The following is a 14,167-nucleotide window of genomic DNA, read 5'->3' on the forward strand; positions in this document are numbered from 1 at the left end:
GGACGGCGGTCCGAGTCGGACCTGACGTGCAGGTCAGGGGGGTGGTCGGAAACTTGTTCGCACCGTCGTCCAGTCGGCGGCGGCTGCCGCCCAGTCCCGGTCGTCGGTGATCCAGCCCAGCGTCCAGCGGGCGCTCCCGACGGGTGTGCCGGCGACCTGTTGTCGGGCGTGCAGCCGGACGTCGTGGGGCGCCGACCACCGGGACTCCCACTCCGCCCCGCCGCCGCCCGCGGCGAGCCGGACCTCGTCGTACCCCGGTAGTGCCCCGGCCCTGGCCGCGGCGTCGCGGAGAGCCTTCAGCCGGGCCAGCGGATCGGTGGCGCCGCCCTCGGCGACGCTGAACGCCCGGCCGGTCGCCGGGTCCTGGAAGCAGGTCACCGCGCCGTCGCGCGAGTAATGCCAGGTCGCCGGCACGGAGACCCGGAAGCCGCTGGTGTCGGCGTGCCAGACCCAGCCGGGCGGCGGTCGGAACCGTTCGCCGCGAGGTGCCGACGCGGCCGGCACCGGCGCACCGACGGCATCCGGGCGGACACAGGGAAACGGTGGCGGGGGAACGGCGCCTCCGCCCCTGGGCGGGCCCCGCCGGTCGCGGTCGCGGTCGAACGGTCCGCCCGGGCCGCCGTCGGGTGGACGGTCGGGCGGCGGCGTGCTGGTGGACGGCCCGGCGGTGTCCGCCGGCTCGTCGTCGGTGACGGCCAGCGCGGCGCCGACGCCGGCGGCCGCCGCCACCAGCAACGCCGTGACGACCAGCGCCGCCCGGCGCGCTGTCCGCCCGCCCGGTCGTCCGACTGCCCGGGCGGGCGCGCCGGGGGCGACATCGCCGGTCGCCTGCCTGCCCGGGGCGTCGGCCCGCTCGGCGGCCTCTGCGGCGGCGGACTTCCCCGGGGCGTCGGCCCGACCGGCGGTGTCTGCGGCGGGCGGAGGCCCCGGGGCGCCGGCCCGATCGGCGGTGGTCTGGTCGGGCCCGGGCAGCGGGATGGTGGAATCCTGAGCGGCCAGGTCGGTTGACGCGTCGGGACGGTCGGCCGGATCCGCCGCCGGTTCTGTCCGTTCCGGCTCCGGGGGCGGGCCGGCGTGGCCGGTCGCGGCGGCGGTGAGCAGCCGGTGGGCCGCCTCGTGGTCGAGGCGGTCGCGCGGGTCGCGGCGCAGCAGCCCGTCGAGCACCGGCGCGAGCGCCCCGGCGTGCGGTGCCGGGTCCGGTGGCCCGGCCGCGAGCGCGCTCAACGTCGCCATCGCGGTGCTGCGGGCGTACGGGGAGCGTCCCTCCACGACGGTGTGCAGGGTGGCACCGAGCGACCACAGGTCGGCGGCCACCGTGGACACCCCCTCGGCGGCCCGCTCCGGGGCGACGTACTGCGGGGAGCCGAACACCATGCCGGGGCGGGTCATCAAACCGTCGCCGCCGTCGAACGTGGCCAGCCCGAAGTCGGCGAGCATCACCCGGCCGTCGTGTGCCATGAGCACGTTCTGCGGTTTCACGTCGCGGTGCAGCACTCCGGCCGTGTGCGCCGCCCGCAGCGCGTCGAGCAGGGCCAGGCCGATCCGGGCCGCCTCGGCCGGAGCCAGCGGCCCCCCGGCGTCCAGCACGTCCTGCAGGGTGCGGGACGGGACGTACTCCATCACGATCCACGGGCTGCCCTCGACGGGGACGACGTCGTAGAGCCGGACCACGGCGGGGTGGTTGAGCCGGGCCGCGGCGCGCGCCTCCCGCAGGGTGCGCGAGCGCAGCTCGGCCCGCTCGTGGTCGGCCAGCCAGCTCGGCGGCACGACCTCCTTGACCGCGACCTCTCGGTGCAACATCTCGTCGCGGGCCCGCCACACCCGGCCCATGCCTCCGCGACCCACCAGGTCGAGCAGCCGGTACCGACCGGCGATCAGCACCTGCGCACGCTCCTTCTCCGCCGCTGTCCGGGATACACCCTAACCAGCGGATCGGAAGCCACCTATCGGTCGTCCGCTTCGGCTCAGCAGGCGGCGTGGTCGGCCGCGGCGAGCAGATTGCCCTCCGGAATGGCGATCCGGGTACGTCCGCCCGCCAGTCGGGCGGCGGCCCGGTGGGCCTGAAGTGGGCCGTGCTCGCGTCGGGCGGTGGTGTAGCTGGCAGCGGTGCGGGCGGCGATGCTGGACCAGCCGTACCGTTCGACGACCATGGTCCGTGCCCGGCGGGCCACCCGCCGGGCGAAGACCTCGTCGCCGAGAAGGTGGCCCACCGCGCCGGCGAGGGCGTCCGGGTCGCTGTGCGGGAACGTCACGCCGGTCACGCCGCTCTCGACGATCTCGGCGAGCCCACCGGTGTGGGCCACCGCGAGCGGCGCACCGGCGGCGGCCGCCTCCAGGGCCACCATGCCGAACGGCTCGTAGAGGCTGGGCACCACGGTGGCGTCGGTGGCGCCGAGCACCGCCGGCAGCTGGGTGGCGTCGAGGAAGCCGGTGAAGCGGACGGTCGCGCAGAGCGCCAGCCGGCGGGCCTCCTCCTCCAGTTCGGGGCGGTACGGGCCGTCGCCGGCGATCACCACGCGCAGCCCGGGGTGCTGCTCGCGCAGGCGGGGCACCGCGTGCACCAGGTGCTGCACGCCCTTCTCGTAGACGAGGCGGCCGGCGTACCCGATCAGTGGGCCGTCCGCGGCGAACCGGGCCCGGGCCGAGGCGACCGCGCGCGGTCGGGCCCGCCAGGCCCGGTCGTCGACGCCGTTGGGCACCACGTCGACCTGGCCGGCTGGAAGGCCGAACAACGCGGTCACCTGGTCGCGCATGTACCCCGAGCAGGTGATCACCCGGGCGGACTCGGTGGTGAGCCACTGCTCGACGCCGTGGATGGTGCGGTTCATCTCCTCGGGCAGCCAGCCCTGGTGCCGGCCGGCCTCGGTGGCGTGGATGGTGGTCACCAGGGGGAGGTCCAGGTGTTCGGCGAGGGTGATCGCGGTGTGGGCGACGAGCCAGTCGTGGGCGTGGATGACGTCGTACGAGCCGGCTTCGGTGGCGCGTAGCGCGGTGCGGGTGAGGGTGTGGTTGAAGGCCATGGTCCAGGCCAGTAGTGAGCCGGTGGCCAGGGGGAAGGTGACGGGGTCTTCGGGGGCGCGCAGGATGCGCACGCCGTCGGCGTACTCCTCCAGGGGTGCGCCTTCGGCGTGGCGGGTGACGACGGTGACCTCGTGGCCGGCGGCGGCGAGGGCGACGGAGAGGGCGTGGACGTGTCGGCCGAGCCCGCCGACGAGCACCGGCGGATATTCCCAGGAGAGCATGAGCACCCGCAGGTGCCGGCTGGGGTGGATGTCGATCACGTGGGCGTCGGGTGACATGCGGCCCCCTTTGAATTGTCCCCGGGCGCGCGCCGACCGCACCGGAGCCGGTGCCCGCCGTCGCGTCTGGATCTCGAACCAATCCTGCCGGGGTCGAGATAACCAGCGGAGACGCCGCCGTTGCGGTCGTGTAAAGCGCTACTGGCCCTTTCGGCGCACCCGCAGCAGCTCGGCCACCGACCACGCCTGGAACGGGCAGCCGGTCGCGGCGTGCGGCGCGAGGCCGTCGGCCGTCTCGCTTACTGAGCCTAGCCCGAACTCGGTCAGATGTGTCTCAATACCGACTATAACGTCATCGACCGACATCTTGCCGCGGCGGCAGGCGTCCACGTATGGGCCGAGCAGCCACGGCCAGACGGTGCCCTGGTGGTAGCCGCCGTCCCGCTCGGCCGGGCCACCCCGGTGCCGGCCCACGAACTCCGGCGAATCCGGGGCGAGACTGCGCGGCCCGAGCGGGGTGAGCAGCCCGGCCGCGACCCGACGCAGCGTCGCCTCGTCCGGCTCCAGGGGCGCGAACGGAAGCGACCAGGCCAGCAGCTGGTTGGGGCGCAGCGAGTCGTCGTCGTGCAGGGCGGCCCCGCCCAGCGGGTACGCCGGCGCGGGAGCGTCCAGCACGTCGTGCAGCCAGCCGCTCGGCGCCGGGTAGCGGGCCCGGAACGAGGCGGTGGCCTGGTCATGCCGTCGCCGCAGCTCCGTCGCGTCCTGACCGGCCAGCTCGGCCAGCTCGGCGAGCCCGGCCAGTCCGTTGATCCACAGCGCGTTGACCTCGACCGGCTTGCCGGTGCGCGGGGTGACCGGCACCCCGTACACCCGGGCGTCCATCCAGGTCAGCGCGGTGCCGGGCGCGCCCTGGGTGAGCAACCCGTCGGCCGGGTCGACGGCGATGCCGTAGCGGGTGCCGGCCACGTGCGCGTCGATCACCGAGCGCAGCGCGGGCAGCAGCTCGTCGCCGAGGTCGGTGTCACCGGTGACGGTGACGTGCCGGTTCACCGCGTGCAGGAACCACAGCGTGCCGTCGACGGTGTTGTACTCCACCCGCCCGGTGTCGGCCGTGTTGGCCAGCATCCCCTCGGACAGCGTCGCCGCGTACGCCCGCAGCAGCTCCCGACCCTCGTCCGCGCGGCCGGTGCAGAGGAACAGCCCCTCGTACGAGATCATCGTGTCCCGCGACCAGGCCCCGAACCACGGGTACCCGGCCACCACGTCGACCGCCGTGCCACCGGTGCGCACCACGAACGCGTCGGCGGCCAGCGCGAGCGTCGCCTCCACCGGGTCCGCCGGCTTCGCCGTCGCCACCACCTGGCGGTTACGCCTCCGGGCGGTCGCCACGATCTCCGCGGCGGGCGGCGGCTCGTCGTCGAGCCGACCGGCCCAGGCCCGCACCGACACCGTGTCACCGGGGCGCTCCAGCTCGCCGGCGAAGCGGCCCGCGTACCAGACGTCCTCGTCGGGGTGCAGGCCCCGGCTCGCCTCCTCGCGGTGGTGCACGCCCAGCCACCACTGACCCTCCGGCGTCCAGCCCGGGCCGGCCAGCCGGTACGCCCCCTCCACCACCGCGCCGTCGGCCACCGCCTCGACCTGCGGCGTCGGGCCGTCGGCGCGCCGCTCGCCGTGCGCGTCGCGCCAGGTGCAGGCGGCGGAGAGTTCCAACCGGACCGGTCCGCCGGCCACCAGCCGGTGCACCACCGCCACGCAGGAGCGGCCGGGCAGCATCGCCAGCTCCCGCTCGATCACCACCGCGCCGATCCGCCACCGCCACCGGGGCAGCCCGTCGACCAGGTCGAAGCGTTCCAGCAGCTCGAAGCCGCGCGGGTCGACGTCGCCGGAGGACCACTGGTGCGCGCCGAGCCGGACCCGCGCGCCGGACGGCAGGGTGAGCGCCGGATCGAGGCTGACCAGTCCCACCCGGCGGGACGCCGGCGTCTCGCCGGGGACCACCAGCAGGCCGTGGTAGCGCCGGGTCCGCAGCCCGGCGACGGTGCCCATCGCGTACCCGCCGACGCCGTCGGGCACCAGCCACTCCCGGCTGGCCGCGCTGGCCAACTCGCCGCAGACCTGCGGACCGAAGTGAATGTCGATCAACTTTCCTCCACCGGCGGCGGGGTGTAACACGCCACGACGAGAATGGCCGCTGTGGTCAAGTACCCCGGGGGCGTCAAAGATGTGCACGTGATCACTGACGGTTCGTCCTCCGACGCCTCGCCACCCGACGCCGAGCGGCTCCGGCTCGCCCAGGCCGACTCGGGGGAGCAGGACTGGCGCGCATGGGGTCCCTATCTGTCCGAACGGGCGTGGGGGACGGTGCGGGAGGACTACAGCGAGCACGGTACGGCCTGGGACTACTTCCCGCACGACCACGCGCGGTCCAGAGCCTACCGCTGGAATGAGGACGGGATGGCCGGTGTCTGCGACGACCGGCAGACGTTCGCCTTCGCCCTGGCGCTGTGGAACGGCAAGGATCCGATCCTCAAGGAGCGGATGTTCGGCCTCGGCGGTGACGGCGGCAACCACGGCGAGGACGTCAAGGAGTACTGGTGGTACGAGGACTCCACGCCCACCCACTCCTGGATGCGCTGGCGTTACCACTACCCGCAGGCGGCCTTCCCCTACGACGAGTTGGTCGCGGTGAACGCGCTGCGCGGCCGGGACGACACCGAGTACGAGCTGGTGGACACCGGGATCTTCGACGACGACCGGTACTGGGCGGTGAGCGTCGACTACGCCAAGGCGTCCCCGACCGACCTGTGCATGGTGGTGACCGTGGCCAATCGGGGCGACCGGGCGGCCACCCTGCACGTGCTGCCCACCCTGTGGTTCCGCAACACCTGGGCCTGGGGCCTGCCCGGCGGCGACCGGATTCCCCGGCTGACCGGCGAGGGCGCCCGGCTGGTCGGCGAGCACCGGGTGCTCGGCCAACTGCTGCTGGAGGGCGACGGCGACCCGGTGCCGCTGCTCTGCGACAACGACACCAACGCCGAGCGGCTCTGGGACCTGCCCGGCCGGTCCCGCTATCCGAAGGACGGCATCAACGACCACGTGGTCAACGGCGCCGCCACGGTCAACCCGGCGCGGGAGGGCACCAAGGGCGCCCTGCACTACGTGCTCGACGTGCCGGCCGGCGGGCAGCGCCAGATCCGGCTGCGGCTGACCCGCACCGCGTCGCCGCCGGCCGCCGCCCCGCCGCCCCGGGCGGACCTCGGCGACGGCTTCGAGGCGGTGGTGTGGGCTCGGCGCGCCGAGGCGAACCGCTTCTTCGCCGGCGTGATCCCGGAGGCCGCCACGCCGGACGAGGCGCTGGTGGCCCGGCAGGCCATCGCCGGGCTGATGTGGGGCAAGCAGTTCTACCACTTCGACGTCAAGCGCTGGCTGGACGGCGACCCGGGGTCGACGCCGCCGGCCGGGCGTCGCCACGGGCGCAACAGCGCCTGGTGGCACATGACGAGCTTCGACGTCATCTCCATGCCCGATCCCTGGGAGTACCCCTGGTACGCGGCGTGGGACCTGGCCTTTCACTGCGTGAGCATCGCCCGGGTCGACCCGGGCTTCGCCAAGGCGCAACTGCTGCTCCTGCTGCGCGAGTGGTACCTGCACCCCAACGGCCAGATCCCGGCGTACGAGTGGGCGTTCGGTGACGTGAACCCGCCGGTGCACGCGTGGGCGGCGCTGAAGGTGTTCGAGATCGACGGCGGCCGGGACCACGACTTCCTGGCCCGGGTGATGCACAAACTGCTGCTCAACTTCACCTGGTGGGTCAACCGGAAGGACACCGGCGGCAACAACGTCTTCGAGGGCGGCTTCCTCGGGCTGGACAACGTCGGGCCGTTCGACCGGTCGGCGGCGCTTCCGGTGGCCGGTGTGCTGGAGCAGTCCGACGGCACCGGCTGGATGGCCATGTACGCGCTGAACATGCTGGACATGGCGATCGTGCTGGCCGAACACGACCGCACCTGGGTGGACACCGCCACCAAGTTCTTCGAGCACTTCGCGTACATCGCCGCCGCCGCGTACGAGCAGGGGCTGTGGGACGACGAGGACGCCTTCTTCTACGACGTGCTGCGGCTCGCCGACGGGACGAAGGTGCCGCTGAAGGTCCGGTCGGTGGTCGGGCTGCTGCCGCTGGCCGCCACCACCCGGCTCACCGCCCGGACCCTGCACCACCTGCCGGAGCTGGGCGCCCGGTTGCGCTGGTTCCTCGCCAACCGCCCGGAGTACGCCGAGGTGATCGGCACCCGCCGGCTGGGCCCGGACGGCCGCCAGCAGCGGCTGCTGTCCATGGTCGGGCCGGAGCAGGTGGTGCGGCTGCTCGCCCGGATGCTCGACCCCGACGAGTTCCTGTCCGACTTCGGCCTGCGGACGCTGTCCCGCGCGCACCTGGACAAGCCGTTCTCGGTCACCCTCGGCGGGCAGGAGTTCTGCGTCGGGTACGAGCCGGCGGAGTCGACCAGCGGGCTGTTCGGCGGCAACTCGAACTGGCGTGGGCCGATCTGGATGCCGACGAACTTCCTGCTGATCAGCGCGCTGCGCGACTACGCGGCCTTCTTCGGCGACGACCTCCAGGTGGAGTACCCGACCCGCTCCGGGGTGAAGCGGACCCTGGACGAGATCGCCGACGACCTCTCCGCCCGGCTGATCTCGCTCTTCACCCAGGACGACTGGGGCCGGCGGCCGATCTACGGCGCGTGCCGGATCTTCCAGACCCACCCGGACTGGCGGGACCTGATCGCCTTCCCGGAGTACTTCCACGGCGACAACGGGGCCGGGCTGGGCGCCTGGCACCAGACCGGCTGGACGGCCCTGATCGCCGACCTGATCCTCACGTTGCGCCGCTGACGTCCCCGCCGCCGCGCGACCGGTGGCGGCCTCGGCGCCGGCATGATCGTGCTCGATCGATGGTGTAGTGGCGTCCCGGGCTCCGGAGGGCACTCGATCCTGGTACGAGCACGATCATGCGGCCAAGGCAACAGCGAAGTGCAACCAAAGGTTGCGCCTCGCGTCGTGGTTGTTGTAGCTTTACGCAACCAAAGGTTGCGAAAGGTTGGAGTGGCATGGAGCAGGGATCGATCGAGCGGGACATTCATGTCGACGCGTCGCCCGAGGTGGTCTTCGAGGTGATCAGTCGGCCGGAGCACATGCGGGAGTGGTGGCCCGACGACGCGCGGTTCGAGCCCCTCGCGGGCGCACCCGGTGAGCTCGTGTGGCGTAACGATGAGACGGGGGAGACGACGACCGTCGCGTTCGCCGTCGTCGAGGTCGACCCTCCGAAGCGATTCTCCTTCCGGTGGTGCTACCCGGAACCGGACCGGAGCGGACCCTCGCTGCTGGTCACCTTCGAGCTGGTCCCGACCGGTGCGGGGACACGGATCCGCATGACCGAGACCGGGTTCCGCGAGATGGGCTGGGAGGTCGCTCTTCTGGAGCAGCAGTACCAGGACCACGTGAGCGGATGGGACCACTACATTCCCGCGCTGGGCACGTACGTCGCGCGGCTGGTCTCCACCCCATGAGCACCGCGGTCGACGACGACCTCTGGTCGGCCATCGGCGACCCCATCCGGCGCACGATGATCGACCTGCTGCTCACCGGGGGGCCTGGCACCGCCACATCACTGAGCGAACGACTACCCGTCACCCGCCAGGCCGTCTCGAAGCACCTGGCCGTCCTGGACCGGGTCGGTCTGGTGCACGCCGCGCCGGCCGGGCGCGAGCGGCACTACCAGGTCGACGAGGCGCAGCTCGCCCGGGCTGCCGCCCAGATGTCAGCGGTCGGTGCCACCTGGGACGCCCGACTCCGCCGGATCAAGCGGATCGCCGAGGCGATCGACCGCAACCGCACCGACAACAAGGGAGAGTGAAATGGTCGACATCCTGCACCGGGTCGGCGTCGTCGCTCCGCTCGACGACGTGTACCGAGCAGTGGCAACTCCGGAGGGCATCGCCGGCTGGTGGACGACCGACACCGTCGGCAAGGGCGAGGTCGGCGGACGCCTGGCCTTCCGGTTCGGCGACGTCGGCGGCTTCGACATGGAGGTCCTGGAGCTCGATCCCTCCGGCCGCGTGCGGTGGCGGGTCACCGACGGCCCCGAGGAATGGATCGGCACCGAGATCGGCTGGCGCCTCGACCAGCGCGGCGAGTACACGATCGTCCAGTTCACCCACGCGGGCTGGCGCGAGCCGGTCGAGTTCATGCACCACTGCAGCACCAAGTGGGCGACGTTCCTCCTGAGTCTCAAGGAGCTTGTGGAGACCGGGCGTGGCAGGCCGGCGCCGAACGACGTCCGGATCAGCGACTGGCACTGAGCCTCCGGCTCGGCAAGACGGGCACGTGCAGTCACCAATCTGTCATGGTGCGACTGCGGACGGTGTCTTCGACTTACGCTCGTGGGCGTGTCCGGACCTGCCGAGGGAGCCACCGAAGAGGACCGACGTGACCTCATCGTCACGGTCGCCCGGGAGTTGGCCGAGGTCGAGGGCTGGACGGGGGTGAGCCCTCGGCGGTTGGCCGAGCGTGCCGAGGTCGACGTGGGTGACCTCTACCGGTACTTCGCGGATCAGGAGGCGCTGCTCGCCGCCGTGGCGGTGTGCGCCTTCGCCGACCTGGCCGCCGACCTGGCCGAGGCCCACGCGGAGGCGACCGGCGGTCCGGAGCGGGTCTGGCCGGCGGTGGCGGGCGCGTACCTCGACTTCGCGTACGCGAATCCGGAGGTCTACGACGCGATGCTCGCGCTGACCCCCGACCTGGCCCTCGGCGTCGACGGCGTGCCGGCCGCGCCGCGCGGCGTGTTCGCCGAGCTGCGGGCGGCCCTGACCCCGTTGGCCGAGGGGCGTGACCCGGACACCCTGGCCGAGCTGGGCTGGAGCCTGCTGCACGGCATGGTGATGCTCACCCGGGGCGGCCGGCTGCGCCCGGAGGCGCAGGAGGAGCGGGAGACGATGATCGCCGAACGGCTGTTCCACTGGCCCTGCCCGCAGGCGGCCGAGTCGGACGGAAACCCGTTGGGTGCACCGCGCGTCATGCCCTAGGGTCCCGGACCGTCAGGGGCGTTGATCACGAAGGGGGCGGCATGACGGTGGACCAGGCGGCGCGTCGGCAGGCGCAGGTGCTGATCTTCGACGCGGACGACACGTTGTGGGAGAACAACGTCGTCTTCGAGCGGGTGATCGACGACTTCCTGGCCTGGCTCGACCATCCCACCCTGGACCGGGTGGAGCTGCGGGCCGTCCTCGACGACATCGAGCGGGCCAACACGGTGGCGCACGGCTACGGCAGCAAGGTCTTCCTGCGCAGCCTGGCGGAGTGCCTGGAGCGGCTGCGTGAACGACCGGCCACCGACGCCGAGCGCCAGGAGATCGAGCGGCTGGCGGTGGCCCTGGTCGAGCACCAGGTGGAGCTGATGCCCGGCGTGGCCGACGCGCTCGACGAACTGGCCGGCCGGCACGAGTTGCTGCTGCTGACCAAGGGGGACCAGGTGGAGCAGCAGCGCAAGCTGGACGCGTGCGGGCTGCTGCACCATTTCGGAGCAGCGCACATCGTCGCGGAGAAGAACGTCGACACCTACCGGTGGTTGGTGCGGGAGCACGGGTTCGAACCCACCGCAGCCTGGATGATCGGCAACTCTCCGAGGTCGGACATCCTGCCGGCCCGGGCGGCGGGGTTGAACGCGGTGTTCATTCCGAATGAGAACACCTGGGTGCTGGAGGACGACGAGCTGGACCCGACCGACGCAGGCGTGTTGCGGCTGGCCGCGTTCCGCGACCTGCTGGCGCACTTCTGACCGTTCCGAGCCCGAACAGCGTCTGACCGCTTCGAGCCCGAACAGCGTCGGCGATCATGGTCGCGTTACGCCGACATGCCGCTTTTTCCCCTTGAGATCAGTCACGCCGCCAGCGGTCCTGCCCCGCTTGTCCAGCCCCCGTGACCCGCCTAGCCTGGGTCGGCGCCCACGGTCGTTCGGGGTGTGCCGGGGGCGCACCGGCGTCCAGCGGGTGGGCACCGTGGAGCTGAGTGCAGGGCGGCCGGCCTTCCAGCCGAGTCGCGTGGGCGTCGAGCCACGCCCGCACGCGGCGGGGGCCGAAGCTGTCCGCTCCCATGCCGGACGACCGGGGGTCAGGGCCGGGTAGTTGCGGACCCGGTTCTGACCCGGCCCACGAAACGACGACCCGGGCGAGCGGGGCAGACCGCGCGCCCGCTCGACTGCCAGGATGGTGGAATGAAGCGCAGATCTCTCCTGTTCGGCGCCGCGGCGGGCCTGGCCGCGCCGACGCTGCTCAGCCCGGCGGCGCCGGCGCTCGGCGCGCCCAGGCCGGCGCCGGCCCGGGGGGTCGCGACCGTCTCCGCATCCACCGGCTCGGTCTGGCCGCGCCGCAACCTGGCCGCGCGGTTGACGACCCTGCCGGCGCAGACGAAGCAGGTGCTCATCGTCGGCACCACCAGCAGCACGACCACCTACGCGACCCTGGAGGCGTACGAGCGGGGTCGGAGCGGCTGGACGCCCGCCTCGGCGTTGGTGCCCGCCCGGATCGGCTCCAAGGGGTTCAGCGACAACCACGTGGAGGGTGTGCCGACCACGCCCACCGGCGTCTACTCGATCGGCGCCACCATGTACGGCATCGACGCGAACCCGGGCGTGCGGTACCCGTACCACCGGCTCGTCAGCGGCGACTGGTGGAACGAGAACCCGTCATCGCCGGGGTACAACACCTTCCAGCACAGCTCGACCAACCCCGGCGGGGCCAGCGAGGCGCTGTGGCAGGAGGTGCCCGCGTACACACACTTCGCGGTGATCACCTACAACATGCCGCCGAACGTGTCGAAGCCGGTGCCGAACGCGGGCAGCGGAATCTTCCTGCACCAGTTCAGCACCAGCGCCGGCAACGCCACCGCCGGCTGTGTGTCCCTCGCACACGATGACCTGGTCGACGTGCTGACCTGGCTGGACCCGGCGCTGTCGCCGCGCATCGTGCTCAGCCCGTACGCCGAGATGCGCCGCTACTGAGCCGAGCCCGGCGCCGGCCGGTGGATCAGGAGACCTCGCCGCCGCGGACGATCGCCACCGCCACCCGGCAGAACTCGTCCATGTCGGGGTTGAAGCCGGCCGCGATGTCGGGATGGAGCCCGGAGCGTGTCTCGTCCAACAGGCGCTGGCAGACCTGCTCGACCGGCTCGCCGGCGTAACCGGCGCGGACCCGGTCGGTGGCGGCCTGGAGCGCCGAGGTCAGCTGGTCCTCCAACGGGCCGCGCAGCTTCTGCTGCACCGGATCCAGCCCGCGCGGGTCGAGCGTGACGTGTGGCTCCGACATGGTGCTCCCTTCGTCGGCGTCGGCGGTACCCCACCGCGTCCGTCGGTCAAACCTCAGCCGGTACGGCGGCGACCCGCACCTGGTACGAGAAGTCCTCCGCCGGCTCCTCGTGGTACGACAACCGGCGGATCTGCCGGTCGTCGTCGAAGAGAGCGACGTCCACCAGGACGCCGAGGTGGGCCAGGCCGATGCTGGTCACCCGCTTCTTGTCCTGCAACACCGCACAGACGCCGCCGAGCAGGGTGCTGGCGTCGGCCGTACGGTGCCCGGGTGGGCAGCGCAGGACCAGGTCGACCTCGATCGGGCCTTGCAGCGGCGTCCAGCCGGTGTGCTGGGCCGCCGCCAGGGCGGCCTGGAGCAGGGTGCGGACCCTCGTCGCCTGCCGGTGCCCGGCGGCGAAGATGGACAACGCTTCGGTCTTGACCGGTGGCAGGCCGCTCACCTCGAACGTCAGGGCGAGAGCGCGGGTGTCCTGCACGACGGCACCTCCTCGTTGGGACGATCCTGCCGAACCGGGGAAATGGCGGTGGGACTTCCCGCGATTACCAACCGAACGGGCAGGCCGGGGTCGGCCGGAGGCGTGTCGACGTCGGCGGCGAACGCGCTGGCTGTGGCGCTAGGGAGACGCTAGCCGACCGCGCCCGCGCTGGGTAGTCGGTCGCTCACCCGATGGGACGCGGCGCGAAGGCGCAGAACTCGTTGCCCTCCGGGTCGGCCAGGACCCACCAACGGCTCTCCTCCTCCGGCTCGCGCAGCAGCGTCGCGCCCGCCGCGATCAGCGCCGTCGGCTCCGGGTCGACCAGGTCGACGTCCCAGTGCATCCGGTTCTTGACCGTCTTGGGCTCGGGCACCGCGTCGAACACCCAGTGCTCCCAGGGGAATCCGGAGGCGCCCACCACCGACGCGGTACCGGAGCCGTACTCGGCGGTGCCACCGACCACACCGGCCCACCAGGCTGCCTGGGCCGCCGGGTCGGCAGAGTCCACGACCAGTTCGAACGGGCCCGGCCGGGTGCCCTCGCGGGCCGGAAACCCGCAGAACGGGTTGCCCTCCGGGTCGGCGAGCACCCACCAGGTCACGTCCGCGGACGGTGCGCGGACCAGCCGGGCGCCGGCCGCGAGCAGCGCCGACGGCTCCGCGCCGGCCAGCCGCAGATCCAGGTGTACGCGAGTCTTGCCGGTACGCGGCTCGGGCACCTGGTTCACCCAGATCGATTCGGCGCCCGAGCGGGCGGCACGAGGATCGACGCGGGTGTCCTCGCCGCCGGCGTCGGCCACGTCCGCGTCGAGGATCCGGGCCCAGAAGGCACCCAGCATGCGGGCGTCGGAGGCGTCCAGGCAGAGGTCCTTGAAGCGTGCGATCACCGGCACAGCATGCCCGGTCTCCGGCCGTCGGGTGCGCCGCTGCGGCCGCCGTGCCGAAAGTGACGTCGCGCACACCGGGCCGCTCGTCGGGGTCCGCGTCGGCGTCAGGTTTCGCGACTTCGCAGCTCGGGCAGTGTGAAGGCCACGAAACGTCCGGGGTGGCCGTGCCGTTGGTCCTGAGCCCCGGCCGTCTCGCCGTGCGCCGGGG

At 72.8% G+C, this 14,167-nt stretch carries 13 protein-coding genes; 7 read left to right on the plus strand and 6 right to left on the minus strand.

Features of this window, described 5'->3' with window-relative positions; genetic code table 11:
* Positions 1-33: 33 nt before the first annotated feature.
* From EAD89_RS20935 to EAD89_RS20945, 3 genes are all read right to left on the minus strand, one after another.
* The gene (locus EAD89_RS20935; protein WP_199733576.1) at positions 34-1,881 is read right to left on the minus strand and encodes a serine/threonine-protein kinase; all 1,848 of its coding nucleotides are present in this window, start codon (positions 1,879-1,881) and stop codon (positions 34-36) included.
* A gap of 83 nt (positions 1,882-1,964) precedes the next feature.
* Positions 1,965-3,299 carry a glycosyltransferase family 4 protein gene (locus EAD89_RS20940; RefSeq protein WP_199733577.1) on the minus strand — a complete coding sequence of 445 codons (1,335 nt, stop codon included), beginning with the start codon at positions 3,297-3,299 and terminating at the stop codon, positions 1,965-1,967.
* A gap of 138 nt (positions 3,300-3,437) precedes the next feature.
* The gene (locus tag EAD89_RS20945; RefSeq protein ID WP_121676919.1) at positions 3,438-5,381 is read right to left on the minus strand and encodes an amylo-alpha-1,6-glucosidase; all 1,944 of its coding nucleotides are present in this window, start codon (positions 5,379-5,381) and stop codon (positions 3,438-3,440) included.
* A gap of 42 nt (positions 5,382-5,423) precedes the next feature.
* Here EAD89_RS20945 and EAD89_RS20950 point away from each other — a divergent pair, with 42 nt between their 5' ends.
* The 7 genes from EAD89_RS20950 to EAD89_RS20980 all read left to right on the plus strand — a co-directional run bounded on the left by EAD89_RS20950 (position 5,424) and on the right by EAD89_RS20980 (position 12,291).
* Positions 5,424-8,129 (plus strand): glucosidase, encoded by a 2,706-nt coding sequence (locus EAD89_RS20950; protein WP_121654935.1) that lies wholly within the window; start codon positions 5,424-5,426, stop codon positions 8,127-8,129.
* A gap of 215 nt (positions 8,130-8,344) precedes the next feature.
* On the plus strand, positions 8,345-8,803 hold the full coding sequence (locus tag EAD89_RS20955; RefSeq protein ID WP_121676920.1) for an SRPBCC family protein: 459 nt from the start codon (positions 8,345-8,347) through the stop codon (positions 8,801-8,803).
* Entirely contained in the window at positions 8,800-9,150 is a 351-nt protein-coding gene (locus EAD89_RS20960) for a metalloregulator ArsR/SmtB family transcription factor (RefSeq protein WP_121654937.1), read from the plus strand. Before EAD89_RS20955 ends, EAD89_RS20960 begins: the two co-directional genes overlap by 4 nt.
* Position 9,151: 1 nt before the next feature.
* Complete coding sequence (locus EAD89_RS20965) at positions 9,152-9,595, plus strand: SRPBCC domain-containing protein (protein WP_121676921.1); 444 nt, start codon at positions 9,152-9,154, stop codon at positions 9,593-9,595.
* A gap of 87 nt (positions 9,596-9,682) precedes the next feature.
* Positions 9,683-10,318 (plus strand): TetR/AcrR family transcriptional regulator, encoded by a 636-nt coding sequence (locus tag EAD89_RS20970; protein WP_233578876.1) that lies wholly within the window; start codon positions 9,683-9,685, stop codon positions 10,316-10,318.
* A 41-nt stretch (positions 10,319-10,359) separates the two neighbouring features.
* Positions 10,360-11,070, plus strand: a complete 711-nt coding sequence (locus tag EAD89_RS20975) for an HAD family hydrolase (protein WP_121654940.1) — start codon at positions 10,360-10,362, stop codon at positions 11,068-11,070.
* Between the two features lie 435 nt (positions 11,071-11,505).
* Positions 11,506-12,291: a L,D-transpeptidase family protein gene (locus EAD89_RS20980; protein WP_121676923.1), complete on the plus strand. Its 786-nt coding sequence runs from the start codon at positions 11,506-11,508 to the stop codon at positions 12,289-12,291.
* A 25-nt stretch (positions 12,292-12,316) separates the two neighbouring features.
* On the opposite strand, the gene EAD89_RS20985 is transcribed toward EAD89_RS20980, so the two are convergent.
* From EAD89_RS20985 to EAD89_RS20995, 3 genes are all read right to left on the minus strand, one after another.
* Positions 12,317-12,595 carry a hypothetical protein gene (locus EAD89_RS20985; protein WP_121655610.1) on the minus strand — a complete coding sequence of 93 codons (279 nt, stop codon included), beginning with the start codon at positions 12,593-12,595 and terminating at the stop codon, positions 12,317-12,319.
* A gap of 46 nt (positions 12,596-12,641) precedes the next feature.
* The gene (locus EAD89_RS20990) at positions 12,642-13,073 is read right to left on the minus strand and encodes a hypothetical protein (protein WP_121655609.1); all 432 of its coding nucleotides are present in this window, start codon (positions 13,071-13,073) and stop codon (positions 12,642-12,644) included.
* 184 nt (positions 13,074-13,257) lie between these two features.
* Positions 13,258-13,959: a VOC family protein gene (locus EAD89_RS20995; protein WP_147458843.1), complete on the minus strand. Its 702-nt coding sequence runs from the start codon at positions 13,957-13,959 to the stop codon at positions 13,258-13,260.
* Between the last annotated feature and the right edge of the window lie 208 nt (positions 13,960-14,167).

Origin of the sequence: Micromonospora sp. BL4, from assembly GCF_003667505.1 — a bacterium.
Taxonomy (GTDB): Bacteria; Actinomycetota; Actinomycetes; order Mycobacteriales; family Micromonosporaceae; genus Micromonospora.